The organism is Stenotrophomonas rhizophila (assembly GCF_003751305.1).
Taxonomy (GTDB): Bacteria; Pseudomonadota; Gammaproteobacteria; order Xanthomonadales; family Xanthomonadaceae; genus Stenotrophomonas; species Stenotrophomonas rhizophila_B.
This window is the reverse complement of sequence record NZ_RJKV01000001.1, coordinates 599,586-624,158: the sequence shown is the minus strand read 5'-3', so window position 1 is coordinate 624,158 and position 24,573 is coordinate 599,586. Positions and strand designations below refer to the sequence as shown.

Genomic DNA, 24,573 nt, shown 5'->3' with positions numbered 1-24,573 from the left:
CTACACCTCCAGTGCGTAGCCCAGGCCACGGTGGGTGCGGATCGGGTCGGTCTCGGCGCCCGCGGCACGCAGCTTGGCGCGCAGGGTTTTGACGTGGGTATCCACGGTGCGGTCGGCGCTGTCAGCGTCGCTGTCCCAGCCTCGGTCCATCAGCTGGGCGCGGCTGAGGATCGCGCCGGGGCGCTGCAGCAGGGCCGCCATCAGCGCGTATTCGTAGCGGGTCAGATCCAGCGGCTGGTCACCGAAGCGGATCCGGCTGCCCTCGCGGTCGATCGAGAAGCGGCCAAGCTGCTGCCAGCCGGTGGTATCGGCAGGGGCCGCGGACCGGCGCAGGCGCGCGCGCACCCGCGCCACCAGCTCCCGCGGCGAGAACGGCTTGGCCATATAGTCGTCCGCCCCCAGCTCCAGGCCGAGCACCCGGTCGAACTCGTCATTACGGGCGGTCAGGAAGATCACCGGCACCTCGCTGAAGGTGCGCAGCGTGCGGCAGACCTCGAAACCGCTCATGTCCGGCAGGCCGACATCCAGCACCACCACATCGAAGGCGTGCTGGCGCAGGCGGGCCAGCGCCTCTCCGCCGAGCAGGCAATGCTGGGCGCCGTAGCCATCACTGCGCAGTGCATACAGAACGGTGTCGGCGATGGCGGTTTCGTCCTCGACCACCAGGACGTTGTGCAGGGGGTGGCTCATGCGCGCAGCATAGCCGCTGGGCCCGCCGCCCCGTACACTGCGCCGATGAATTACCGCCACGCCTTCCATGCCGGCAACCATGCCGATGTGCTCAAGCACATCGTGCAGCTTGCCCTGCTCGACACCTTCAAGCGCAAGGACAGCCCGTTCTTCGTGCTGGACACCCACGGCGGCGCAGGCCGCTACCTGCTGGCCAGCGAGGAAAGCCGCAAGACGCTGGAGGCCGAAGACGGCGTGATGCGCCTGATGGCCCAGCCGCAGCTGCCTGCGGTGGTGGAGCGCTACCTCAAGGCGGTCCAGGCCGACAACCCGGTCGGGGCGATGATCAGCTACCCCGGCTCGCCGCTGCTGACCGCCCAGACCCTGCGCGAGCAGGACCGCATGGCCGTGTGCGAAGTGCAGGATGCCGAAGCCACGGCGCTGAAGGCACTGTTCGCCCATGACAGCCGGGTGGCCGTGTATCACGCCGATGGCTATGCCCAGAACAAGAAACTGCTGCCGCCCAAGGCCAACGGCGTGAAGATCGGCCGTGGGCTGGTCCTGATCGACCCGCCCTACGAGGGGCAGGACGCCGAGTACCAGGCCATCCTGGCTTCGGTGACCGAGATCCTGAGCCGTTGGCCGCAGGCGAGCTTTGCGATCTGGTTCCCCATCAAGCAGCGCCGGACCGTCCTGCATTTCCTGCGCAAGGCCTGTGCCCTGCCGGTGAAATCGGTGCTGACCGCCGAGCTGCTGATCCGCCCGGACGACTCCCCGCTGCGGCTCAATGGCAGCGGCATGCTGCTGCTGAACCCGCCGTGGCAGTTCGACCAGGTCCTGGCCCCGGCCATGCCGGCGCTCAAGCAGCACCTGGGCGAGGCAGGCGCCTCGACCCGCCTGCAGTGGCTCAAGCAGGCCGAATGACCCCCTTCAGGTCAGGCCGGGATCCCGGCCTGACCGACTCCTCCCGGCCGGATCGGCGTGAGTGATCCGTTCACGGAACGCTGCACCCGGGATGCGAGAATCCTGAGACCACCAAGGAATCACCGGTATGGCTACCCGTAACCGCATGCCGCCCTGGCACGAAATTTTCAAGGCACCCAGTGGCCACGAGCTGCTGATCCGCCCCATCCGGCCGGAAGACGGCCCGCCGCTGCATGCCGCCTTCAGCCTGTTCGGGCCGGAGGAGATCCGCGACCGTTTCCTGCAGTCGGTGACCGAGCTGTCGCCGGAAACCACGCAGCGCCTGACCCACCCCAATCCCAAGAGCGAAATCACCCTGGTCGCGGCCGAGTCGCTGCCCGCCGGTGAAGCCGTGGTGGGTGCGGTCGCGCGCGCCTCGATCATCCCCGGCACCCGCGAGGCCGAATACGCGATCCTGGTCAGCCGCTTCCTGGTCGGCCAGGGCCTGGGCCGGCAGTTGATGCGCAAGCTGGTCAAGTGGGCGCGCGGCAAGTACCTGGATCGTCTGTACGGGGATGTTGCCGAAGAGAACGAGCCGATGAAGCAGCTGGCCGCCTCGCTGGGCTTCCAGCCGATCCCGCACCCGAACGGTACGCCGGGCCTGGTGCGCATGGTGCTCGAACTCGACAGCTGACGCGGGGCGCCTGTCCGCGCCCTGATCGGTAGCGCCGGCCGCTGGCCGGCTGCCCGTACGTCACGCATCGCCTGGAGCCGGCCAGCGGCCGGCCACTACCGGTAACGCGGATCGGCCGTACGCTTGCCTGCCGCCGGATGACGCAGCCGCCACGCTGCGGTCTGCTAAAATCGACGGTTCATGTCACGCACCTCCTATCCCGTTCCGCCGCTGCCACGTCCTGGACAGCTCCGCGCCTGGTGGCGCGCTCCCGCTTCGGCGACAGCGCTGGCGTGGTACATCGCCCGCGCGGCACAGTCGCACGACGGGCCGTTGCTGGTAGTCGCCCGCGACAACCATGGCGCGAACCAGATCGAAGCCGATCTGCACACCCTGCTCGGCAGTGCCGGCGACGTGCCGATCGTGGCCTTCCCGGATTGGGAAACCCTGCCCTACGACGCCTTCAGCCCGCACCCGGACATCATTTCCCAGCGCCTGGCCGCGCTGCATGCCCTGCCAGCGCTGAAGCGCGGCATCGTGGTGGTGCCGGTGCAGACGCTGCTGCAGCAGTTGGCACCGCTCAAATACGTCATCGGCGGCAGCTTCGACCTGACGGTCGGCCAGCGTCTGGATCTGGACGCGGAAAAACGCCGCCTGGAATCGGCCGGCTACCGCAACGTGCCGCAGGTGATGGACCCGGGCGATTTCGCCGTGCGTGGCGGCCTGCTCGATGTCTACCCGATGGGGGCCGAGGCGCCGCTGCGGGTGGAACTGCTCGACGAAGACATCGATTCGATCCGCGCGTTCGATCCGGAATCGCAGCGCTCGCTGGACAAGGTCGAGGCGGTGCACATGCTACCCGGCCGTGAAGTACCACTGGATGATCTCAGCGTCTCGCGCGTGCTCAACACGCTGCGCGAGCGCTTCGATGTGGATACCCGGCGCAGCGCGCTGTACCAGGATCTCAAGGCCGGTATCGCGCCGGCCGGCATCGAGTATTACCTGCCGCTGTTCTTCGACAGGACCGCGACCCTGCTCGATTACCTGCAGCCCAACGTGCTGCCGGTGCTGGCGCCGAACGTGTTCGATGCTGCGGCCGCCTTCTGGGCGCAGACGCAGAACCGCTACGAGCAGCGCCGCCACGATGTCGAGCGCCCGCTGCTGGCGCCGGAAGAACTGTATGCCAGCCCCGAGCAACTGCGCGCCACGCTCAACGGCCTGGCCCGCGTCGAAGTCTGGCCGCTGGATCACGACCGCATCGGCGACGCACAGCCGCTGGGTGACCAGCCCCTGCCGCCGCTGCCGGTGGCCGCGCGCGATGCCCCGGCCGCCGAGGCACTGAAATCCTTCATCGGTCATTATCCGGGCCGCGTGCTGATCGCCGCCGATTCCGCCGGCCGCCGCGAGGCCCTGCTGGAAGTGCTGCTCGCCGCCGAGCTGAAGCCGCCGGTGGTCGCTGATCTGCCCGGTTTCCTGGCCGACGACAGCGTGCGCTTCGGCATCACCGTGGCCCCGCTGGAAGACGGTTTCGCACTGGAAAGCCCGCCGATCGCGGTGCTGACCGAGCGCCAGCTGTTCCCCGAACGCGCCGGCCAGCAGCGCCGCAGCCGCCGTGCCGGGCGCGAGCCGGAAGCGATCATCCGCGACCTCGGCGAGCTCAGCGAAGGCTCGCCGATCGTGCATGAAGACCACGGTGTCGGCCGCTACCGCGGCCTGATCGTGCTCGATGCCGGCGGCATGCCCGGCGAGTTCCTGGAAATCGAATACGCCAAGGGCGACCGCCTGTATGTGCCGGTCGCCCAGCTGCACCTGATCAGCCGCTACTCGGGTGCCTCGCCGGAGACCGCGCCACTGCATTCGCTGGGTGGCGAGCAGTGGACCAAGGCCAAGCGCAAGGCGGCCGAAAAGGTCCGCGACGTCGCCGCCGAGCTGCTGGAAATCCAGGCGCGTCGCCGTGCCCGTGCCGGCCTTGCGCTGCACGTGGACCGCGCGATGTACGAGCCGTTCGCGGCCGGGTTCCCGTTCGAGGAAACGCCTGATCAGCTGGCCGCGATCGACGCGACCCTGCGCGATCTGGCCAGCAGCCAGCCGATGGACCGTGTGGTCTGCGGTGACGTCGGCTTCGGCAAGACCGAGGTCGCCGTGCGCGCCGCATTCGCCGCCGCCAGCGCCGGCAAGCAGGTCGCCGTGCTGGTGCCGACCACCCTGCTGGCCGAACAGCATTACCGCAATTTCCGCGATCGCTTCGCCGATTGGCCGCTCAAGGTGGAGGTGCTGTCGCGCTTCAAATCCACCAAGGAGATCAAGGCCGAACTGGAGAAGGTCGCCGCCGGCACCATCGACGTCATCATCGGTACCCATCGCCTGCTGCAGCCGGACGTGAAGTTCAAGGACCTCGGTCTGGTCGTGGTCGATGAGGAGCAGCGCTTCGGTGTGCGCCAGAAGGAAGCGCTCAAAGCGATGCGCGCCAACGTGCATCTGCTGACCCTGACCGCCACGCCGATTCCCCGCACGCTCAACATGGCCATGGCCGGGCTGCGTGATCTGTCGATCATCGCCACGCCGCCGCCGAACCGGCTGGCGGTCAAGACGTTCATCACCGCCTGGGACAACGCGCTGCTGCGCGAAGCCTTCCAGCGCGAACTGGCCCGTGGTGGCCAGCTGTACTTCCTGCACAACGATGTTGAGAGCATCGGCCGCATGCAGCGCGAGCTGGCCGAGCTGGTGCCCGAAGCACGCATCGGCATCGCCCATGGGCAGATGCCCGAGCGCGAGCTGGAGCGGGTGATGCTGGACTTCCAGAAGCAGCGCTTCAATGTGCTGCTGTCGACCACGATCATCGAATCGGGCATCGACATCCCCAACGCCAATACCATCATCATCAATCGCGCCGACCGTTTCGGCCTGGCCCAGCTGCACCAGCTGCGTGGCCGCGTGGGTCGCTCGCACCACCGGGCGTACGCCTACCTGGTGGTGCCGGACAAGCGCGCGATGACGCCCGATGCCGAGAAGCGCCTGGAAGCGATCGCCTCGATGGACGAACTCGGTGCCGGCTTCACCCTGGCCACCCACGATCTGGAAATCCGCGGTGCCGGCGAGCTGCTCGGCGAGGACCAGAGCGGCCAGATGGCCGAGGTCGGCTTCAGCCTGTACACCGAGCTGCTGGAACGTGCGGTGCGCAGCATCCGCCTGGGCAAGCTGCCCGATCTGGACGCCGGCGAAGAGGCACGCGGTGCCGAGGTCGAGCTGCACGTGCCCGCCTTGATCCCCGACGCCTACCTGCCCGACGTGCACACCCGCCTGACCCTGTACAAGCGCATCAGCAGTGCGCGTGACAGTGCTGAGCTGCGCGAACTGCAGGTGGAGATGATCGACCGCTTCGGCCTGCTGCCGGACCCGGCCAAGCACCTGTTCGCGATCGCCGAGCTCAAGCTGCAGGCCAATGTGCTGGGCATCCGCAAGCTGGAGCTGGGCGAGAACGGCGGGCGCATCGTGTTCAACGCCAAGCCGGAGATCGACCCGATGGCGGTCATCCAGCTGATCCAGAAGCAGCCCAAACTGTACACGATGGATGGGCCGGACAAGCTGCGCATCAAGCACCCCTTGCCGCTGCCGGAAGACCGCTTCAGCGCCGCCAAGGCCTTGTTGCTGACCCTCTCCCCGCGTTGATTTCACGCCTGGCGCCGGTCGCCAGGCGCTATCGTTCGATGGGCAGGCGCCACGTGGCGGCCTGCCCGACCCCGGCACTGACGGCCGGCCATCCGACCCCACGTGACCGCCGCCATGTTCGACGACGCCCCTTCGCAGGTCTGCTCCATCGATGCGCTGTCGATGTCGTTGCAGATGCGCGACCAGTACACCCGTTTCCACTGCGACCGGGTCGGCCTGCTCGGCGATCAGCTGGGGCGTCTGTGCGATCTGGACGACACGCAGCGCGCGCATCTGGCGCTGGCGGCCCGCTTCCATGACATCGGCAAGATCGGCATTCCCGACAACGTGCTGTTGTATCCCGCGCGCCTGGACGACGCACAGCGCGCGATCATGCGTACTCACCCCGAGCGCGGTGAGCGCATCTTCGCCACCACCGGGCGCAGTGACGCCGCCGAGGTGGCGCGGCTGATCCGCAGCCATCACGAGGCGTTCGATGGCAGTGGTTATCCGGATGGCCTGAAAGGCAGCGACATTCCGCTGGGCGCGCGCGTGCTCACCATCGTTGATGGTTACGACGCCATGACCACCACCCGCCCCTACCGCGGCCCGATGCCGCATGCCAAGGCGATGGGCATCCTTGCCGGGCAGCAGGGTGGCCTGGTGGATCCGGAGGTGTTCGGCCTGTTCACCCGGATGATGGCCTCCGCCGGCTAGCCCTACGCCAGGTGGGGCCTGAAAAAAAACCCGGCGTTCGCCGGGTTTTTCGTATCACTCAACCGCGTGCGATCACCAGATCACAACGCGCTTGTCGTCGGCACGCACCATCGCATCGCCCGCCTTGCACTCGAACGCCTGTGCGTACGCCGGCATGTTCGACGGCGCGCCGTTGGCACGGAAGTTCGCCGGGGCGTGCGGATCGGTGTTCAGACGCACGCGCAGCTCGCCTTCATTGAAGTTGCGGCGCCACACGGTGGCCCAGTTCATGAAGAAGCGCTGGTCCTGCGAATAACCGTCCACCTCGACGTTGGCCTTCGGGTTTTCCTTGAGCGCCATCTGCAGCGCGTCGTAGGCCACGGTCAGGCCACCCAGGTCGCCGATGTTCTCGCCCAGGGTCAGCTTGCCCTTCACGTTCACGCCCGGCAGCGACTCATAGCCGTCGAACTGTGCGACCAGCTGGTCGGTACGCTGGGTGAAGGCGGCACGATCGCTGTCGGTCCACCAGTTGTCGAAGTTGCCGTTGGCCGCGAACTGGCTGCCCGAGTCGTCGTAGCCATGCATCATCTCGTGGCCGATGACCGCACCGATGCCGCCGTAGTTCAGCGCCGGATCGGCCTTGGCGTCGAAGAACGGCGCCTGCAGGATCGCCGCCGGGAACACGATCTCGTTCTTGGTGGCGTTGTAGTAGGCGTTGACGGTCTGCGGGGTCATGCCCCATTCGGTCTTGTCGACCGGCTTGCCGATCTTGTTGAGCATGAAGCGGTAGTTGAACGTGCGCGCGGCCTGCATGTTGCCCAGGTAGCTGTCGCCGTTGGTTTCCAGGCCCGACCAGTCACGCCACTTGTCCGGATAGCCGATCTTCGGGGTGAAGCTGGCCCACTTTTCCAGTGCCTTCCTGCGGGTGTCTTCGCTCATCCACTCCAGCTTCTCCAGGCGCGCCTTCAGCGCCACCGAGAGGTTCTCCACCAGGTGCTGCATCTGCACCTTGGAGTCGGCCGGGAACACGGCGTCGACATACATCTGGCCCAGGCCTTCGCCGATGGCACCGTTGACCGACTCCAGCACGCGCTTCCAGCGCGGCTGCATTTCCTTCTGGCCACGCAGGGTGGTGCTGTAGAAATCGAAGTTGGCCTTTTCGAAGGCGCTGCTCAGGTACGGCGAGGCGTCGTCGATGGTGTGGAAGCGCAGGTAGGCCTGCCAGGTGGCGGCCGGTACGTCGGCCAGCATCTTGTCCACTTCACCGAAGAAGGCCGGCTGGGCCATCGAGAACTTCTGCGCGGCCGGCACCTTCAGGGTGTCGAACAGCGCGGTCCAGCTGAAGTTCGGGGTCAGCTTGTCCGCGTCGGCCGCGCTGACCGGGTTGTAACGCTTGGCCGGGTCACGCATTTCGATGCGCGACATCGACGCCTTCGCCAGACGCGTTTCGAACTCCATCACAGCCTTGGCCTGCGTCTTGGCCTGCTCGGCATCGACGCCGGACAGGGTCAGCACCTGCGCGATGTAGGCAACGTACGCGTCGCGGATCTTGGCCTGCGACTCGTCGAAGTAGTAGCCCTTCTCCGGCAGGCCGAGGCCGCCCTGGCCGACATAGGCGATGACGTTGGCCGAATCCTTGTAATCGGCATTGGCGAACAGCGAGAACAGCACGCCCTGGCCCACGGCCTGGCTGTCGCGCAGGTACTGGGTGATGGCGGCGGTGTCATTCAGCGCGGCGATCTTGTCCAGCTGCGGCTGCAGCGGGGTGATGCCGGCGGCATCGATCTTGGCTTCGTCCGAACCGGTCTTCCAGATGTCACCGATCTTGGCTTCCACCGTGCCGGCCTTGGCCTGGCTGGCGGCGGCCTGCTGGACCAGCGCGTGCTGCACTTCCAGCGAGCGCTCGCGCAGGATTTCGAAGCTGCCCCATGTGGTCTGGTCGTTCGGGACCGGGTTGGCCTGGAGCCACTTGCTGTTCACGAACCCGTTGAGGTCGGTACAGGCGGCGATGGCGGTATCCAGATCGGCGCTGTTGAGCGAGATCAGCGCGGTCTTGATCTGCGACTGATCAAACGCCGGCTTGGCATCGGCGGTGGCGGCAGGCGCGGTATCGGTCTTGCCGCAGGAGGCCAGCGACAAGGCGATGGCGGCGGTCAGGCCCAGCGGGACCAGCTTGGAAAACTTCATTCGACTCTCCGGCTACAGATGGATGCATCACCCGGATCACGGGCAATCGGTCAGCGTAGCGCGGGAGGAGCCGGGGCGGACCGGCCAAAGGTCACACCATCGCGCAGCGGTAGAGCCACCCCATGGGGGTAAAGAAAAGGCCGGCTTGCGCCGGCCTTTCGTTGTTACTTCGCCTTGCCCTGGTTCGCCACGGCCTCAGCCGCCTTGCGGGCCGCTTCCGGGTCGCCCAGGTAGCGGAACGACTGCACCGTCAGGTCATCGTTGAGTTCGAACAGCAACGGGATGCCGGTCGGGATGTTGAGTTCCAGGATGGCTTCCTGCGAGACATTGTTGAGGTACTTGTACAGCGCGCGCAGCGAATTGCCGTGGGCGGTGACCAGCACGGTCTTGCCGTCCTTGAGCTGCGGGGCGATCGAATCGAACCAGTACGGCAGCACGCGGTCCAGCGTGGTGGCCAGCGATTCGGTGCCCGGCAGCGCGTTGCGGTCCAGGCCGGCATAGCGGCGGTCATGGATCGGGTGGCCCGGGTCCTCGATGTCCATCGCCGGCGGCGGGATGTCGTAGGAGCGGCGCCAGATCTTGACCTGGTCCTCGCCGTGCTTGGCGGCGGTCTCGGCCTTGTCCAGGCCCTGCAGCCCGCCGTAGTGACGCTCGTTCAAGCGCCAGCTCTTGCTGACCGGCAGCCAGTCCTGGTCCAGTTCGGCCAGGGCACCCTGCAGGGTGTGGATGGCGCGCTTGAGCACCGAGGTATGCGCTACATCGAACTGCAGGCCCTCTTCACGCATCAGGCGGCCGGCGGCGGCGGCCTCGCGGCGGCCCTGCTCGGTCAGTTCCACGTCCACCCAGCCGGTGAAGCGGTTGTCCAGGTTCCACTGGCTCTGGCCGTGGCGCAACAGTACGAGTTTCCGGGTCACTGCAGTATCTCCGACAGATGGCAAGGCAGACCCGCATTGTAGCGGCAACCCTGCCCTGCCCGTCCGCCGGAGGGCCTCCCCTGACCTCAGGGATGCGGATGTCCGTGATGGCCCTGCGCGTCCGGTGCAGCGCGGCGGCTGTCGTTGCTGCCGTGCGCGTGGCGGTCATGCGCATGACCGGCATGATCATGGGCGGCGTGGTCGTGCCCGGCATGGTCATCAGCATGCCGCTCGCGCGGGCTGCCCACGCTGCAGGGATCACCGCAATGATCCGCCTCGATCTGCAGGGTCACATGATCGATGCCGTGCTGCTCGTGCAAGCGGGTGCCCAGCTCGCGGCGCAGGCGGTCCGCATCCACGCCGGTGCCCATCACCACGTGCGCGGTCAGTGCCGGCGTACTGGAGGCCAGCGCCCACACGTGAAGATCGTGCACATCCACCACCCCATCGTGGGCGCACAGGGTGCTGCGTACCGCAACGACATCCATGCCCTTGGGCACGCCTTCCAGCAGCACGTTGATCGCCTCGCGCATCAACACCCACGTGCGCGGCAGCACCCACAGGCCGATCAGCACGGCCAGGATCGGATCGATCGGCTTCCAGCCGGTCCAGCGGATCAGCAGAGCGCCCACGATCACCGCGACCGAACCGAGCATGTCCGCCCAGACCTCCAGATACGCACCTTTGACGTTGAGGCTCTCGCCGCTGCCGGCGCGCAGCAGGCGCATCGAGATCAGGTTGATGACCAGGCCGAACACCGCGATCGCCAGCATGCCGGTGGAGGCGATCTCCTGCGGCGCGCGGAAACGCTGCACCGCCTCCCACAGAATGTAGCCGGCCACCACGAACAGCATGCCGCCATTGATCATCGCGCCGAGCGCCTCCAGCCGCGCGTAGCCGTAAGTGCGCTTGGCATCGGGCGGGCGCCGGCTGAGCCGGACCGCGACCAGTGCGATCATCAATGCGAGCGTGTCGGTGGCCATGTGCGCGGCATCGGACAACAGCGCCAGGCTGTTGGTCCAGAACGCGCCGATCACCTCCACCAGCAGGAAGGTGGTGGTCAGGCCCAGTGCCCACCACAGCGGTTTCTCGTGGCGGATCTCGCTGGGCAGATGGTCGTGGTCGTGACCCATGAAAGCTCTCCTGGACAATGCCGGCAGGGTAAGCAGCGCTTTGCGCGGAGACTATTACACTTGGTGCGGCGTTCAGTGCACCGTTCACCCGCTGACCAATGGCGCATGTCCGCAGCGGCACGTGCGGCGTAGCATCGCGGCACTGCCGTCCGTTACAGGAACACCCCCGATGTCGATCCGCCGCGCCTTGACCCGCCCTGCCCTGCTCCTGCTCCAGTCGGCGTTGCTGATGTCGCCGTTGTTGGCCACTGCGCGCGAGGTGGCTGCGCCGGCCGAGCACGTCGAGGCCGACGGCCCCTACGTCTTCCGCACCCCCACCGGGCTGGAGGCGGCCTGGGTGTGCAACGACCATGTGATCCGCCGCGAGCTGCCGGCGCGCGACGGGGGCACGGTGGTCGCTCCCGCATGCGGCTACCCGCATGCGCTGACCGTGCTGCCACCGCGCACGGCGGAGGTCGCGCGGTTCCCCGCCACGCCGCGGATCGTCGCGTTGTCGGACATCCACGGGCAGTACGGCCTGCTGGTGAAGCTGCTGCGCGCCCACCACGTGATCGACAGTGACGACCGCTGGTCGCTGGGCGACGCCACGCTGGTGGTGGCCGGCGATGTGTTCGACCGCGGGCCGCAGGTCACCGAGGCGTTCTGGCTGCTGTACAGCCTGCAGCAGCAGGCCACGGCCGCCGGCGGCGCGGTGCACTTCGTGCTCGGCAATCACGAGACGATGGTGCTCTACAACGATCTGCGCTACGTCAACCCGACGTACCTCAGGACCGCGCAGCTGCTCGGCCGTTCCTACCCCGCGCTGTACGGGCCGGACTCGACCCTCGGCCAGTGGCTGCGTACCCGTCCGGTGCTGCTGCGCATCGGGGACACCCTGTTCCTGCACGGCGGCATCGCACCGGAGAACCTGGACCTGGTGCGCAACATGGCGACCACCAACGCCGGCTACCAGGCCGCAGTCGGGTTGCCCAAGCAGCAGGTCAAGGCCGCACCGGACACTGCCCGCTTGTTCGATGGCAAGACCAGCCCGATCTGGTACCGCGGCTACTTCGATGGCCGCATGGATACCGCCCAGGTCGAGACGCTGCTCAAACAGCTCGATCTCGCCCGCATCGTGGTCGGCCACACCTCGATGCCGCATGTCAGCAGCTTCCATGGCGACCGCATCATCGCCATCGACAGCAGCATCAAGAACGGTGAGAACGGCGAGCTGCTGTTCATCGAGAACGGCACGCTCAGCCGTGGCCTGCTCGATGGCTCGCGGGTGCCGCTGGCCGAAGGCCGGATCGGCGAGAGCGACTGACCGGATTCAACGCGGCGTGTAGATGCGCGAGACCATCCAGCCGCCATGGCTGCGGAAGCGGCCGCTGTCACCGGTCAGGGCGAACCGCAGTGCCACGATCCAGGCGCGCCCGGGCGAGCAGTGCCAGTCGCGCGCCTTGCGGTAGGCCTTGCTGAAGGCACGCAGCGCGGTAACGGCGCGGGGATCGGGATGGAGATGGTTTGACATGGCGTCTCTTCGATCAATGAGGCCCGGGATCCGCCTCCTGATCGATAAACCGTGAAAACCATCACAGAACTATCGCCCTCCGGTGCGGCCCTGCCCCGGATTGTCCAAGCGCAACTCCAGCGCATTGATACGACTCAGAAATTCCGACGAGGGAGCCAGTTCCTGCAGGTGTGGACGGGCCCGGGCCATCTGCGCGCGGGCGCCGGCGGCATCACCGTTGTCGAGCAGTGCCTCGGCCAGCGGCACCCGCCACTTGGCGGTGGCGGTGGAATCGGCGCCATAGAAACCGGTGAAGGTCTCCACCAGCTGGGCCGACAGCGGCACCGCCGCCGGGTCGGCACGGCGCTGGGCCAGCAGCGCCTGCTGCATCTGCATGCGCAGCGCCAGCCAGGGCGGCAGGGTGGGATGGGCCTGGCCGAACGCCGCCAGCGCCCGGCCGGCCTCGGCATGCTGTCCTGCCCGGATCAGCCATTCGACCTCGACCAGCCGCAGCACCAGCAACTGCGGTGAATCGGCGGGCAGATCGCGCCGCCACAGGGTCGCGACCTGCTGCAGCGGCGCCTGTGCTTCGGCCGTCCGGTGGGTACGCAGCAGCAGCCGGGCCAGCACCATCTCCACATCAAGGGTATCGGCGTGCTCGGGGCCGAGCAGGCGCCGATAGCGCGTCAGCGCAGCGCGGTAGTTCTGCTCGGCCTGGGCGTAATCGCCGCGCGCTTCCTCCATGAGGCCGTGGGCGTACTGCTTGACCGTATAGGCCCGGCTGTCCACGCCATCGACCGCGGCACTGGTCTGCAGGCTGTTGCGGAAGTGCTGATCGGCGGCCTGATAGCGGCCAAGATCGAGGTACTGGCCCGCCAGTCCGGCCTCGGCCGAGGCGGTATAGCTGCTGTTCGCGCCGAACATCTGCCGGGTCAGCGCGAAACTGCGTTCGGCCAATGCCAGCGCTTCATCGATGCGGCCCTGGTTGAGCAGCGTGGCGGACAAGGCGCGCAGCACACGCTGGTATTCCGCGCCCTGCACGCCGTGTTCGCGCGATGCCTCGGCCAGTGCCTCGCGCAGGATCGCCTCGGCCTTGCCGAGTTCTCCTTGGCTTCGGTAGAGATCGCCGAGGTTGGCCATCGCGGCCATGCTGCCCCGCTGCAGTGGGGCGTCGTTGCTGCCTCGGCTCAGTGCCAGTGCGGCGCGGAACGCCTGCTCGGCAGGCGCGTGTTCTTCCAGCTGCGCATGCGCCAGGCCCTGCGCGTTGAGGGCCTTCATCCTGACCGTCGGCACGTCGTCCTTTTCAAGCAACGCCAAGGCGCGCTCGGCACTGATCAGCGCATCCTTCTCACGGCCGGCGCTGAGCTGCTGCGCCGACAGGCTGGCCCAGGCATCGGCGATCTCGTGCGCCGCTGCACCGGTACGCACCAGCCCGGCCACACTGTCGCGCAGCAGGGTCTCGGCATCCTGGGGTTGGCCCAGGTTCTGGTAGGCCCGCCCCAGCGCAGCCTGCATGCGTGCGCGCAACGCAGGCGACACGGTGCGGTCATGCTCGATCCGGCGTGCACCGAGGTCGAGCACCTCGCGGGCGGTCATCGGTGTACCGTTGCGCAGGCCGGGATCGGCCGCATCGAAGGCGGCCACCAGGACATCGGCAATGCCAGCGGCGGCCACGGCGTTCTGCTCGGCCTGGCGGCGGGCCTCGCTCAGGCGCAGCACGAACACCACCCCCATCGCTGCCACCAGCGCAGCGACCAGGCCGACGCGCCACTGCCGTCGCAGCAGCAGGCGTGCGCGATGCCAACGGCTGGGGCGGCGCGCGCGCACCGGGCGATGCGCCAGATACCGTTCCAGGTCTTCAGCCAGCGCCTCGGCAGAGGCATAGCGTTCGACCGGGTGGGCCGCGCGCGCCTTCGCCGCGATTGCGCGCAGGTCGGCCGGCACCGCGCGGCCATCGCCCGGGGCGCGATCGCTGAGCAGGGCCTCCAGCATCACGCCCAGGCTGTAGACATCGCCGGCGACGCTGGCCGGTCGCCCGGCCAGCCGTTCCGGACTGGCGTAGGCCGGAGTGAGGTAGTCCACGGCATCACCGGCATCACCCAGCAGATGGGCGATGCCGAAATCCAGCAGCACCGGCTGCCCATCGGGCCGCACCAGCACGTTGGCCGGCTTGAGGTCGCAGTGCACCACCGATTGCGAATGCGCGGCCTGCACCGCGCGGCATATCTGCGAGAACAGCCGCAGGCGCGCCGCCAGCGGCAGGCCGAGAGTGCTGCAGGCCACGTCCAGCGGCTCGCCCTGCACGTACTCCATCACCAGATACGGCTGGCCGCCCTCGGCCACGCCGACGTCGTACAGCCGGGCGATGTGCGGGTGCTGCAGGTCCGCCAGGATCTGGCTTTCACTGGCCAGCCGCGTGGCCAGCACCGGATCGTACGTGCGGCGCATCAGCTTGATGGCGACCTCACGCCGGTACAGCGCGTCGGCGCGCTCGGCCAGGAACACCACCCCCATCCCGCCGACCGCCAGCAACCGGCTCAGTCGCCACGGCCCGAGCCGCTGCCCGGCCAGTGCGGACGGATCGTCCATATCGGCCATGACCGCCGCGAGTGCCTGTTCGATCCGCCCCAGATCCCCAGTCTGCGCGTGCAGCAGTTGCAGCGTCTCGTCGATCGCAGCCGGGTCATCGCACAGCGCGCGCAGTGCCGGGCGCCAGCGCGCCTCGGGCAGATCACAGACCGCATCGAACAGTCCGCGCACCGTCTGCCAGCGGGCAGCGTCGGTCATGCGCGGGTCGCCGGCCCGGTCAGGTGGCGGTTCAACCACGCCTTGGCAAAGCGCAGATCGCGGTCGACCGTGGGCACCGACACCTCCAGCGCCATGGCGATCTCTTCGCGACCCATGCCACCGAAGTACATCCATTCCACCGTCCGCGCCGCGCGCGGATCCAGCGCGGTCAGCTCCTCCAGGGCACGGTTCAATGCCAGCACCTCGAAGGCATCGTGGTCCGGACTGGCGTGCTCGTCGGCGTGGGACAGGGTCAGGTTGGCCACACCACCGCCGCGCTTGGAGGCGGCCATCGCACGGGCATGATCGACCAGCACGCTGCGCATCTTCAGCGCTGCCAAGGACAGGAAGTGCACGCGGTCGCGGTAAGCGACCTCACCGTCGATCATCCGCATCAGCGCTTCGTGCACGAGCACCGTCGGTTGCAGTACGCCATCCCGGGGATTGCCCAGCCGGGCCACGGCCATGCCCCGCAACTGCGTATAGAGCAACGCAAGCAGTTGATCGCGGGCGGCAATGTCCTGCTGCTCGCTCCAGCGGCGCAACAGGCAGGTGACCTCCTGGCGCTCGGCAACAGGAGGTGTCGCATCAAAAGACATGTGGGACGTTATCCGTGCGTCACAGCAGGCATCGAACACGCAGTATCGGTGACGGCCCTCTTGCACGCAATGCGACACATGTCGCACACTTGCGACACCTCGCCACATCGGGATCACCATGTCCGTGCCGCCTACCCCTTCCAATGCCGAACTGGAGCTGCTCAAAGCGTTGTGGCGCCAGGGTGCCTGCAGTGCGCGCGAAGTCCATAACGGGGCCGCCGACGCGCTCGACTGGTCCTACTCCTCCACCCGCAAGACGCTTGAGCGCATGGTCGACAAGGGTCTGGTGGAGGAAACCGTCGAGCATGGGTTGAACATGTACCGCGCGAAGGTGGGCAAGGTCGCCACGCTGGCTGCGCTCAGCACCGACTTCGCCCGCCGGGTGCTGGAGATCGATGGCGCGTTGCCGGCACAGGCGTTCGCCGACAGCCGCCTGCTCAGCGAGCAGGAGCTGCAGCAGTTGGATGCGCTGCTGCGCGCTCCCGCCAAGGATGACCCGGAATGAGCCTGCCGACGCTGGGGTTCTGGGTGGTGCACGCCGCTGGCGCCCTGGCCGGTGGCGGGTTGGCCTGGGCAGCCGGCCAGCGGCTGCATCGGTGGTTGGGCCTCTCCCACGCCGCGTATGGCTACTGGATGGGGTTGTGGCTGTTGGCGGTGATGCCGGTACTGCTGTCCGCGGCAGTAGCGCTGTGGGCGCCCGCCCCGCTGGTGGCGTTGCCAGCGGCCTTGATCATGCCGCTGCCGGTCGCGCTGGACCTGGGCGATGCCGGTGCGGCAGGCGTTGCAGACGTTGCCGCCGCGTGGGCACCTCCGTCCGCCGCCACGTGGCTGGCTGTGCTCTATGCCATCGGTGCCGGTGTCGCACTGCTGCGCGTGCTGGTCGGCACGCGGCGCACCGGCCAGCTGTGCCGTGCGACCACGCCGATCACAACGGCGGCGTGGCCGGGTCCACGCAGCCGTGCTGCAGCACGGCGTCTGCTGGCGGCGGGCATCACGTGCCGGGGCAGTGTGCTGCCGGTGAGCCCGTTCGCGGTGCGCTGGCCACAGCCCTTGATCGTGCTCCCTGCCTCGGCATTGGATCAACTGGACGATCGTGCGCTGTGCCTGATCCTCGGCCATGAAGCGGCCCATCTTGCGCGCCGCGATCCGCAGCGCGCCGGACTGATGGCGGTGTTCAATGCGCTGCTGTGGTTCAACCCGTTCCTGCTTCGGATCAGCGCACGCGTGCAGTTGGCGACCGAGCTGCGCTGTGACGCACATGCGCTCGCCGAAGATGTACACGGTGGGCGCGACTTCGCCGCGGCGTATGTCCGCACGCTGCGGCTGACCGCAGCGACCCACACGCCATCCACTGCACTGACCCACCGCGACCTGGCCGGACATGAAGTCCGCATCCGCCACATGTTGCACGGCGACGGCGCACGACCGCTGTCGGGACCACGCCGCGTCCTGCTGCTGGGCAGTGCGCTGCTGACCGGCGGCCTGCTGCTGGTGATGCAGGCCAGTACCGCACGTCCGCTGCGGGAGGCTGCTGTCGGTGCCGACCCGATCCGCGTTGCAACGACGGTTACCGCACTGCCGCTGCCGCCGGTACGCGACACCCCTGCCGGGGTCCGGTTCCAGGCCCCGTTGGCCGCACCCCGCATCACCAGCCCGTTCGGCGATACCGGCAGCATCCGGCAACGTGCGCACCGCGGCACCGATTTCGGTGCTCGCCCCGGCACGCCGGTACTGGCCCCTGCGGATGGTCGCATTGTCGCTGCCACGACCGCCTACCCGGACGGTCCCCAGTACGGCACCGTCGTGGTGATCGACCATGGCCAAGGCTGGCAGACGTTGTATGCGCACCTGCAGGGCGTGGACGTGGCGGTTGGCCAGCAGGTGCACGCCGGCGAGCAGATCGCACGGGTCGGCAGCACCGGACGCGTGACCGGCCCGCATCTGCATCTGGAGATGCTGCGCGATGGTGAGCGCGTCGATCCGCAGGCATACCTGCCATGACCCGCTAAGCCGCTCCCCGAACCACCGCTGCATTTCGTTTTCCTGGCCACAGGAGGGGCGCGTATTGCCCGGCGAAATGCGAACTCTGCCCTTCTGCACGGATCGCCCATGACTCCTTCGTTCCGCACCGTCCTGGCCCTGGCCCCGCTATGCACCGCGTTCTCGAGCGCTGCGCAGTCACTGCCTGCGCCAGCGGCCCCGCCGACCACCGCGCTGGACACCGTGCAGGTGCAGGCGCAGGCCTACGACATCCGCCGCGATGACACCGCCACCCGGATCGTGGTCGGCAGCGAAACACTGCGCCAGTACGGCGACCTCGGCCTGGTCGATGCGCTCAAGCGTCTGCCTGGCATCACCGTCGGCACCGGCGCCCCCGGCCGTAGCGGCGCGCTGTCGCTGCGCGGGTTGGGCGCGGGCTACACGCAGATCCTGCTCAATGGCCAGAAGGCGCCCACCGGCTTCGATCTGGATTCACTCACCCCGGAGATGGTCGAGCGGGTGGAGATTCTTCGTGCGCCGACGGCCGACCAGCGTGGCGAGGCGATCGCCGGTTCGATCAACATCGTGCTGGCCCCTGGGGCACGCAAGGATACTGAGCAGCTATCGTTGGCCTGGGGCAACAGCCAGGGACGGAATACGCCGTCGATCAGCTGGCAGCGCAACCGGCGCGCCGGCCATCGCAGCAGCGCGATCACGGCGACCGCATCGCGCCGCGCGTTCCTCGTTGAAGAAACCGGCACCGAACGTGCGTGGGACCCACAGGGGACGCCGACGGTGTTGCGCGACACCGCCCTGCGTGCCAGCGGAACGCGCGATGTGCTTTCGCTGGCCCCCAGCCTGGAAACCACGCTGGAGAACGGCGACACCCTTGCATTGCAGGCGGTGGTCGATGCCAGCCGCTTCGACCGCGTCACCGACATCGACTGGATGACCTCGCTTGGTGCCCCGCTGCGCACGACCCGGTACCAGCAACGCACGCGCATCGACGTCGCACAGGCCAACGGCAGCGCAACGTGGACACGTGCGTTCGAGCTGGGCGGCACGTTCACCACCAAGCTGCGCCTGGGCGGCAACCGCGAGCGCTATACCTACCGCGAGCAGGGCCAGGCGCCGGACGGTCGACAGAACCTGCAGGACCATACCGATGCGCGACTGACCGTGGGCGACCTCAACAGCACCGGCAAGTACACCCTGCCAGCCAGCGGACGACATGCACTGCAGTTGGGTTGGGAAGGCAGCGAGGACCGTCGTGATGAGTCACGGATGCAGCGTCTGCTGCCGGTCGGCGATGAAGCGGCGTGGTTCAGTGACCTGGCCTTCGACGCCCGCATCCGACGGCTGGCGCTGTACGCGCAGGACGACATCACCCTCAGCGAGCGCTGGTCGGTCTATGCCGGGGCGCGTTGGGAGCAGATCACGACGCGCAGTGAGGGCAGCGGGTTCAGCGGCATCCACCGACGTGAGCAGGTGCTTTCGCCGGTGCTGCAGTCGCTCTGGAAACTCCCTGGCACCCCAGGCGATCAGCTGCGCATCGCGCTGACCCGCACCTACCGCTCACCGACGCTGGCCTCGCTGATCCCGCGTCCGTATACCTCCACCAACAACCGCCCACTCAATCCCGACGAACGCGGCAACCCGGCGCTGCGCCCGGAATTGGCGACCGGGATGGACCTGTCCTATGAGACCTACGGCAAGGACGGCACGCAGCTCAGCCTGGGGGGCTATGTCCGCCGTATCACCCATGTGATCCGCACCGAAACCCAGCTGCAGGACGGGCGTTGGGTTGCCTCACCGGTGAACGGCGGCACGGCGATGACCTGGGGCGTGGAGATGGATACTGCGTTGCGCCTGCCGCAGCTGATCGCCGGCGCACCGGATGTAGCGCTCCGCTTCAATGCGACCGCCAACGATTCGCGCGTGGAGGATGTGCCCGGCCCCGACAACCGCCTCGATGAGCAGGTGCGCTTCAGCAGCACGCTCGGGGCGGACCGTCAGATCCGCTCGGGGTGGACCGTGGGCGGCAGTTACACCTACCGTACCGGCGGCACGGTACAGATCAGCCCGGGCCAATTCGAGATCGCCAGCTATGGGCGCGAGCTGGACCTCTACTCGCTGTGGACGCTGGGCACACGCGGCAAACTGCGGCTGAGCCTCAGCAATGCGCTGCACCGGGCATTGCATACCGGGCAATCGCGGGTCAGCGACGATGGCACCGAGCAGCTGCGACGCCAGCGCAGGGCGTCACCGCTGTGGCGCCTGCAACTGGAGCTGCCGCTCTGATCAACCCGGCTGGCGGCTGGCCTCGGTCATCGCCGGCAGCGCGCGCACACGGCCCGGCTTGCTCGGGAAGGCATGGCGCACGATCCGCCACATCACCTGGCCGAACTGGCGCGGCAGCGACCCGGTGTTGTAGTGCTGGCCGTAGCGCGCGCAGATGTCCTTCACTTCGACCGCGATCGCGGCATAGCGGTTGGCCGGGATATCCGGATAGAAGTGGTGCTCGATCTGGTGGCTGAGGTTGCCCGACATGACGTTCATCAGCTTGCCACCGGTCAGGTTCGACGAACCGCGCAGCTGGCGCAGATACCAGTGGCCGCGACTCTCATCGCGCACGCATTCCTTCGGGAACGTCTCGGCCTCGGCGGTGAAATGACCGCAGAAGATGATCACGTAGGTCCACACGTTGCGGATCAGGTTGGCCACCACGTTGCCCAGCAGCACCGGCAGGAAGAACGGACCGGCCAGTGCCGGGAACAGCAGGTAGTCCTTGAACATCTGCTTGCCCATCTTGCGGCCGACCGGGCGGAACTGCTTGCCCAGCTGCTTGAGCGTCATCTTGCCGGCAAACACGCGGCCCAGGCGCAGGTCCTGGATGGCGATGCCCCATTCGAACAGCAGCGCGAACACCACCGCGACGACCGGCTGCATCAGGTAGAACGGGCGCCAGCGCTGCTCGGGGAAAATGCGCAGCAGCCCGTAACCGATATCGTCGTCCAATCCGCGCACATTGGTGTAGGTGTGATGGCGGAAGTTGTGGGTCTTGCGCCAGCTGTCGGCGGTGCCGACGATATCCCACTCGTACGTGCTGCCCTGCAGCTGCGGGTCGCCCATCCAGTCGTACTGGCCATGAATCACGTTGTGCGCCAGCTCCATGTTTTCCAGGATCTTGGACAGCGCCAGCATCACCACACCGGCAATCCACGCCGGAATCAGCACGCTGTGCACGAACGCACCCAGGAACAGCAGCGCGCGGCCGGCCACGCCGGTCCAGCGCACCGCGGCCACGACGCGACGGATGTAGCGCGCATCGCGCGCGCCGAGCGTTGCCAGCTGGCGTGCGCGCAGTGCATCGAGTTCATCGCCGAAGGCCTGCAGTTCGGCCGGGGACAGCGCGCGGTTGTGCACGGAAGACATGGTCACAGCTCCAGGATCAGGTCGGTGCTGGCGCTGTTCACGCACAGCTTTACTTGCGTAGCCGGTTCGGCCGCGTGTTCGCCGGTCAAGGTGTGGCGGGTGACGCCGGATACCTTCCCGCAGACACAGGTATTGCAGATGCCCATGCGGCAGCCACTGGCCGGGCGCAGCCCTTCGGCCTCCAGCGCCTGCAGCAGGGAGGTGCCGCGCGGCAGGGCAAGCGTGCGGCCACTGCGGCGCAGTTCGACCTGCACCGTGCCCGTTTCCGCACCCGCCAGCACCGGCGGGGTGAAGGCTTCGGACTGCAGCGAAGCAACCTGGTCCTGCAGCCGCGCCTGCGCCGCATCCACGAACCCGCCCGGGCCGCATACCAGAGTGCGGGCGCTGCTCAGATCCCCCAGCGCCTCGAAGGCAAATGCATCCACGCGCGACGCCGGTGCAGCGGGGTCGCGGGTCAGCGCGATGTGCAGGTCGAAAGACGGATGGCGTTCTGCCATCGCGGCGAGCTCCTCGGCGAAGCAGAGTTCTTCGCGGCGGCGTGCCCAGTACACCAGATCCACCTTGCCCCGCATCCCGGCGTCATCGAGCTGGCGCAGCAGTGCGCGCATCGGGGTGATGCCGCTGCCGGCGGCGAGCAGTAACACGCGCTCGCTGGAGGCTGCCGGCAAGGTCATCTCACCGAACGCCTGGCCGAGCTCGAACACCTCACCCGTTACCGCGGCATGGGCCAGATGCTGGCTGACGGCACCGCCAGCGATCGCCTTGACGGTGATCGCCAGGCGTCCGTCGGCCAGCACGGTCGGGCTGTAACTGCGCGACAACCGACGGCCATCGACTTCCACGCCCAAGGTGACGTGCTGGCCGGGCAGCAGCCCGCGGAAATGACGGTTGGGCTTGAGCACCAGGGTGACGGCATCTGCGCTTTCGGCGGTGCGCGACACCAGACGGGCCAACGGGCGGCGCAGCGTCCACAGCGGATGCAGGCGGGTCCCCCAGAAGTCGAACAGCTCTTCGGAGACCCAGCGGCGGGGGCTGGCGGGGTGACGGCGGGCAGCAATGCGCGGGACGGTGCTCATGCTGCGCACTATACGGCCGAGCATACAGCTGTGTATACAGATGTATACCTCCCGGACCCGCTATGATTCAGGGACTTGACCGCCCTGCCCCTGATGACCTCCCCAGACCTGCCCCTGCCTGCCTCCGACGACGCCCATCCCGCGCGCAAAGCCTCCATCTCACGCGAGGATCTGCTGGCCGCGGCATTGGCCCTCATCGGGCCGCACCGCAGCGTCTCCACGTTGAGCCTGCGTGAGGTCGCGCGTGAAGCCGGGATCGCCCCGAACTCGTTCTACCGTCAGTTCCGCGACATGGACGAACTCACCGTGGCGCTGATCGACCTGGCCGGCCGCTCGCTGCGTACGATCATCGGCGAGGCCCGCCAGCGCGCGGCCTCCTCGGACCGCAGCGTGATCCGGCTCTCGGTGGAAACCTTCATGGAGCAGCTGCGTGCCGATGACCGCCTGCTGCACGTGCTGCTGCGCGAAGGCACGGCCGGCTCGGATGCGTTCAAGCACGCGGTCGATCGCGAACTGAATTACTTCGAAGACGAACTGCGGGTCGACCTCATCCGCCTCGCCGCCGCCGACGGCGCGCGCCTGCACGAACCGGCGCTGGCCTCCAAGGCGATCACCCGGCTGGTCTTTGCCATGGGCGCCACCGCCGTGGACCTGCCACCGGAAAAAGACCCCGAATTGATTGATCAGCTGACACAGATGCTGCGGATGATCATCACCGGGGCGCGGACCCTGGCCGGCAGCCCACCGCTGCGCTGACGGGGCCGACGCACGCGCAACGCCCTTTGCGGTGCGACGCTGCGCCGCACCAATTTCGATTGACACCGGGCGTCAGCCGCTAATAAAGTGTGAAATTCCTCACAAACGTAACTCCGCCACTGTCTGCCGGCTGCTTCTCGGGAATTGGGGTCCTGAGCGCATCCAGGCGTACCGGGGACATCCGCCTGCAGGCCGTGCGCCTGTGGTGTGGCGTGTCGCAGTGACGGCTCCAGGCCCCAGGGAAGGCAGGCGTTGATGGATACCGTAGTGGCACCTCGTTCGCGGCGCGGCATGCGCGGCTTCACGCTCCTTGAGCTAATGGTGGTGGTGGCGATCATCGCCATTCTGGCCGCCATTGCGCTGCCGTCGTACCGGAACTATGTGCTGCGCTCCAAGATCCGGTTGGCGCAGAGCGACCTCCTCGCCCTGTCAGCCAACGTCGAGAACGTCCGCCAGCGCACCCTGAGCTACCCCGCCGATGCCACGGCCGCGAAACGTGGCTGGACGCCGGCCGCGAGCAGCGCCGATTTCACCTTCGGGTACGCGACGACAAATGGCGGCTACAGCTTGACGGCCGAGGGGGGCAGCACGCTTGGCAGCGCCAGTGGCTGCACCCTGACCCTGACCGACAGCAACCAGCGAAGCGTCAGCAGCGCCTGTGGCGCTGTCGGCGTTGACGCCTGGTAACGACCATGGCTCCGCTACGCCAACGCGGCGTCACCCTGATCGAGTTGATGATCGGCATCTTCATCATGGCCATGCTGTTGATGGCGGCCCTCCCGCTGGGGCAGTACTGGGTCAACAGCAACCGCCAGATGCAGGCGCGCGGGTTGATGTGGGAAGCCGTGTCGCAGGCGCGCGCGATGGCACTGCGCAACCCGTCCGCACGCCGCGCATCGGAGCCCTCGGCCACGTTGCGCCTGAGCAACGGCCGGCTGGAGGTCGTGGTGCCGGACAACGACACGCCGCTCTGGTCCGCCGTCGTCCGCCAGGACGTGACCTTCAAGCTGGTGGACGGCGGCGGTTTCGCCGATGCCGGCAGCATGGGCACGAGCAGCAACCCGACCTTGGACTGCATCAATTTCGATTCGCGCGGCCTGCGCCTGCCTGGAGCCGGAGGCTGCAGTGACAGCAGCGGCACGCTGGGCCAGATCGCCGTGGGACTCGCCAACCAGGATCCGCTTTATGTCGACATGTTGTGAGCTGCGCAGGTCGCCGCGCCGGCAGCGCGGTGAGATGCTGCTGGAAGCGCTGGTCGGGGTGTTGATCACATCGCTGATCGCTGCCGGCCTGGTACACGTGCAGGCCCGGCTGATGGACACCCAACGGGCGACCAAGGTCGAGCGGCTGGTGGTCGGCCAACTGCGCGAACAACTGCAGAGCCGCGGCACCGCGCTGTGCGACAGCGGCACGGTGGACCTCACCCTTTCGGCCGAGCTCAGCCGTAACGCCAGCGTCCAGTGTGGGGCGGTGCAAACGCTCAGCGTGGGTCTGGGCGGCACCGCGATCGACGTGGATGCACCGCGCCAGGTGGGACTGACCGTGTCAGCCGCCGATCTGGAGCTGGACGGCGACACTGCCGGCGCGGGCGCGGTCGATCTTCTGCTGTCGAGCCACCAGTGATGCGC

General features: G+C 67.8%; 21 protein-coding genes. 12 read left to right on the top strand and 9 right to left on the bottom strand.

The window, feature by feature from the left end:
* A complete protein-coding gene (creB, locus tag EDF74_RS02900) occupies nt 1–690 on the bottom strand; it encodes a two-component system response regulator CreB (RefSeq protein ID WP_123728713.1) in 690 nt (229 codons plus the stop codon).
* Between the two features lie 45 nt (nt 691–735).
* Here creB and EDF74_RS02895 point away from each other — a divergent pair, with 45 nt between their 5' ends.
* From EDF74_RS02895 to EDF74_RS02880, 4 genes are all read left to right on the top strand, one after another.
* Complete coding sequence (locus EDF74_RS02895; RefSeq protein WP_123728712.1) at nt 736–1,593, top strand: 23S rRNA (adenine(2030)-N(6))-methyltransferase RlmJ; 858 nt, start codon at nt 736–738, stop codon at nt 1,591–1,593.
* Nucleotides 1,594–1,720: 127 nt separating this feature from the next.
* Complete coding sequence (locus EDF74_RS02890) at nt 1,721–2,266, top strand: GNAT family N-acetyltransferase (RefSeq protein WP_019184458.1); 546 nt, start codon at nt 1,721–1,723, stop codon at nt 2,264–2,266.
* Between the two features lie 180 nt (nt 2,267–2,446).
* Nucleotides 2,447–5,914 (top strand): transcription-repair coupling factor, encoded by a 3,468-nt coding sequence (mfd, locus tag EDF74_RS02885; RefSeq protein WP_123728711.1) that lies wholly within the window; start codon nt 2,447–2,449, stop codon nt 5,912–5,914.
* A gap of 114 nt (nt 5,915–6,028) precedes the next feature.
* Nucleotides 6,029–6,610: an HD-GYP domain-containing protein gene (locus EDF74_RS02880; RefSeq protein WP_123728710.1), complete on the top strand. Its 582-nt coding sequence runs from the start codon at nt 6,029–6,031 to the stop codon at nt 6,608–6,610.
* Nucleotides 6,611–6,682: 72 nt separating this feature from the next.
* Here the strand turns inward: EDF74_RS02880 and EDF74_RS02875 are convergent, their stop codons facing one another.
* The 3 genes from EDF74_RS02875 to EDF74_RS02865 form a co-directional block, all read right to left on the bottom strand.
* Nucleotides 6,683–8,776 (bottom strand): M13 family metallopeptidase, encoded by a 2,094-nt coding sequence (locus EDF74_RS02875; RefSeq protein WP_123728709.1) that lies wholly within the window; start codon nt 8,774–8,776, stop codon nt 6,683–6,685.
* Between the two features lie 164 nt (nt 8,777–8,940).
* Complete coding sequence (gpmA, locus tag EDF74_RS02870; RefSeq protein WP_070426899.1) at nt 8,941–9,690, bottom strand: 2,3-diphosphoglycerate-dependent phosphoglycerate mutase; 750 nt, start codon at nt 9,688–9,690, stop codon at nt 8,941–8,943.
* An 86-nt stretch (nt 9,691–9,776) separates the two neighbouring features.
* Nucleotides 9,777–10,823 (bottom strand): cation diffusion facilitator family transporter, encoded by a 1,047-nt coding sequence (locus EDF74_RS02865; RefSeq protein WP_123728708.1) that lies wholly within the window; start codon nt 10,821–10,823, stop codon nt 9,777–9,779.
* Between the two features lie 169 nt (nt 10,824–10,992).
* Between EDF74_RS02865 and EDF74_RS02860 the strand changes: the two genes are divergently transcribed.
* A complete protein-coding gene (locus EDF74_RS02860) occupies nt 10,993–12,126 on the top strand; it encodes a metallophosphoesterase (protein ID WP_123728707.1) in 1,134 nt (377 codons plus the stop codon).
* A 6-nt stretch (nt 12,127–12,132) separates the two neighbouring features.
* Here EDF74_RS02860 and EDF74_RS02855 read toward each other — a convergent pair whose 3' ends face one another.
* The 3 genes from EDF74_RS02855 to EDF74_RS02845 all read right to left on the bottom strand — a co-directional run bounded on the left by EDF74_RS02855 (nt 12,133) and on the right by EDF74_RS02845 (nt 15,698).
* Nucleotides 12,133–12,333 (bottom strand): hypothetical protein, encoded by a 201-nt coding sequence (locus EDF74_RS02855; protein ID WP_123728706.1) that lies wholly within the window; start codon nt 12,331–12,333, stop codon nt 12,133–12,135.
* 69 nt (nt 12,334–12,402) lie between these two features.
* Entirely contained in the window at nt 12,403–15,099 is a 2,697-nt protein-coding gene (locus EDF74_RS02850) for a serine/threonine-protein kinase (protein ID WP_184997037.1), read from the bottom strand.
* A complete protein-coding gene (locus tag EDF74_RS02845) occupies nt 15,096–15,698 on the bottom strand; it encodes an ECF-type sigma factor (protein ID WP_184997035.1) in 603 nt (200 codons plus the stop codon). Before EDF74_RS02845 ends, EDF74_RS02850 begins: the two co-directional genes overlap by 4 nt.
* A 118-nt stretch (nt 15,699–15,816) precedes the next feature.
* Between EDF74_RS02845 and EDF74_RS02840 the strand changes: the two genes are divergently transcribed.
* From EDF74_RS02840 to EDF74_RS02830, 3 genes are all read left to right on the top strand, one after another.
* The gene (locus tag EDF74_RS02840) at nt 15,817–16,203 is read left to right on the top strand and encodes a BlaI/MecI/CopY family transcriptional regulator (RefSeq protein ID WP_123728703.1); all 387 of its coding nucleotides are present in this window, start codon (nt 15,817–15,819) and stop codon (nt 16,201–16,203) included.
* A complete protein-coding gene (locus EDF74_RS02835; RefSeq protein ID WP_123728702.1) occupies nt 16,200–17,699 on the top strand; it encodes a M23/M56 family metallopeptidase in 1,500 nt (499 codons plus the stop codon). Before EDF74_RS02840 ends, EDF74_RS02835 begins: the two co-directional genes overlap by 4 nt.
* Before the next feature lie 108 nt (nt 17,700–17,807).
* Nucleotides 17,808–19,979 carry a TonB-dependent receptor plug domain-containing protein gene (locus tag EDF74_RS02830; protein ID WP_123728701.1) on the top strand — a complete coding sequence of 724 codons (2,172 nt, stop codon included), beginning with the start codon at nt 17,808–17,810 and terminating at the stop codon, nt 19,977–19,979.
* On the opposite strand, the gene EDF74_RS02825 is transcribed toward EDF74_RS02830, so the two are convergent.
* Entirely contained in the window at nt 19,980–21,113 is a 1,134-nt protein-coding gene (locus tag EDF74_RS02825) for a fatty acid desaturase family protein (protein ID WP_123728700.1), read from the bottom strand.
* 2 nt (nt 21,114–21,115) lie between these two features.
* Entirely contained in the window at nt 21,116–22,189 is a 1,074-nt protein-coding gene (locus EDF74_RS02820; protein ID WP_123728699.1) for a ferredoxin reductase, read from the bottom strand.
* A gap of 93 nt (nt 22,190–22,282) precedes the next feature.
* Between EDF74_RS02820 and fabR the strand changes: the two genes are divergently transcribed.
* From fabR to EDF74_RS02800, 4 genes are all read left to right on the top strand, one after another.
* Complete coding sequence (gene fabR / locus EDF74_RS02815) at nt 22,283–22,945, top strand: HTH-type transcriptional repressor FabR (RefSeq protein WP_123729694.1); 663 nt, start codon at nt 22,283–22,285, stop codon at nt 22,943–22,945.
* A 255-nt stretch (nt 22,946–23,200) separates the two neighbouring features.
* Nucleotides 23,201–23,632, top strand: a complete 432-nt coding sequence (locus tag EDF74_RS02810) for a type IV pilin protein (protein WP_311316905.1) — start codon at nt 23,201–23,203, stop codon at nt 23,630–23,632.
* A gap of 5 nt (nt 23,633–23,637) precedes the next feature.
* The gene (locus tag EDF74_RS02805; RefSeq protein ID WP_123728697.1) at nt 23,638–24,147 is read left to right on the top strand and encodes a pilus assembly FimT family protein; all 510 of its coding nucleotides are present in this window, start codon (nt 23,638–23,640) and stop codon (nt 24,145–24,147) included.
* On the top strand, nt 24,131–24,568 hold the full coding sequence (locus EDF74_RS02800) for a type IV pilus modification PilV family protein (protein WP_148045905.1): 438 nt from the start codon (nt 24,131–24,133) through the stop codon (nt 24,566–24,568). The genes EDF74_RS02805 and EDF74_RS02800 overlap by 17 nt, the downstream gene beginning before the upstream one ends.
* The last annotated feature ends 5 nt before the right edge of the window (nt 24,569–24,573 follow it).

Excerpts from the sequence above, each read along its gene's own strand:
- EDF74_RS02810 (WP_311316905.1), top strand. The coding sequence starts at position 23,201 with ATGGATACCGTAGTGGCACCTCGTTCGCGGCGCGGCATGCGCGGCTTC.
- EDF74_RS02880 (WP_123728710.1), top strand. The coding sequence starts at position 6,029 with ATGTTCGACGACGCCCCTTCGCAGGTCTGCTCCATCGATGCGCTGTCG.
- EDF74_RS02895 (WP_123728712.1), top strand. The coding sequence starts at position 736 with ATGAATTACCGCCACGCCTTCCATGCCGGCAACCATGCCGATGTGCTC.
- EDF74_RS02835 (WP_123728702.1), top strand. The coding sequence starts at position 16,200 with ATGAGCCTGCCGACGCTGGGGTTCTGGGTGGTGCACGCCGCTGGCGCC.
- creB (WP_123728713.1), bottom strand. The coding sequence starts at position 690 with ATGAGCCACCCCCTGCACAACGTCCTGGTGGTCGAGGACGAAACCGCC.
- EDF74_RS02830 (WP_123728701.1), top strand. The coding sequence starts at position 17,808 with ATGACTCCTTCGTTCCGCACCGTCCTGGCCCTGGCCCCGCTATGCACC.
- EDF74_RS02890 (WP_019184458.1), top strand. The coding sequence starts at position 1,721 with ATGGCTACCCGTAACCGCATGCCGCCCTGGCACGAAATTTTCAAGGCA.
- EDF74_RS02855 (WP_123728706.1), bottom strand. The coding sequence starts at position 12,333 with ATGTCAAACCATCTCCATCCCGATCCCCGCGCCGTTACCGCGCTGCGT.
- EDF74_RS02825 (WP_123728700.1), bottom strand. The coding sequence starts at position 21,113 with ATGTCTTCCGTGCACAACCGCGCGCTGTCCCCGGCCGAACTGCAGGCC.
- mfd (WP_123728711.1), top strand. The coding sequence starts at position 2,447 with ATGTCACGCACCTCCTATCCCGTTCCGCCGCTGCCACGTCCTGGACAG.
- EDF74_RS02805 (WP_123728697.1), top strand. The coding sequence starts at position 23,638 with ATGGCTCCGCTACGCCAACGCGGCGTCACCCTGATCGAGTTGATGATC.
- EDF74_RS02840 (WP_123728703.1), top strand. The coding sequence starts at position 15,817 with ATGTCCGTGCCGCCTACCCCTTCCAATGCCGAACTGGAGCTGCTCAAA.
- EDF74_RS02875 (WP_123728709.1), bottom strand. The coding sequence starts at position 8,776 with ATGAAGTTTTCCAAGCTGGTCCCGCTGGGCCTGACCGCCGCCATCGCC.
- EDF74_RS02865 (WP_123728708.1), bottom strand. The coding sequence starts at position 10,823 with ATGGGTCACGACCACGACCATCTGCCCAGCGAGATCCGCCACGAGAAA.
- EDF74_RS02845 (WP_184997035.1), bottom strand. The coding sequence starts at position 15,698 with ATGTCTTTTGATGCGACACCTCCTGTTGCCGAGCGCCAGGAGGTCACC.
- EDF74_RS02850 (WP_184997037.1), bottom strand. The coding sequence starts at position 15,099 with ATGACCGACGCTGCCCGCTGGCAGACGGTGCGCGGACTGTTCGATGCG.
- fabR (WP_123729694.1), top strand. The coding sequence starts at position 22,283 with ATGACCTCCCCAGACCTGCCCCTGCCTGCCTCCGACGACGCCCATCCC.
- EDF74_RS02800 (WP_148045905.1), top strand. The coding sequence starts at position 24,131 with ATGTCGACATGTTGTGAGCTGCGCAGGTCGCCGCGCCGGCAGCGCGGT.
- EDF74_RS02820 (WP_123728699.1), bottom strand. The coding sequence starts at position 22,189 with ATGAGCACCGTCCCGCGCATTGCTGCCCGCCGTCACCCCGCCAGCCCC.
- EDF74_RS02860 (WP_123728707.1), top strand. The coding sequence starts at position 10,993 with ATGTCGATCCGCCGCGCCTTGACCCGCCCTGCCCTGCTCCTGCTCCAG.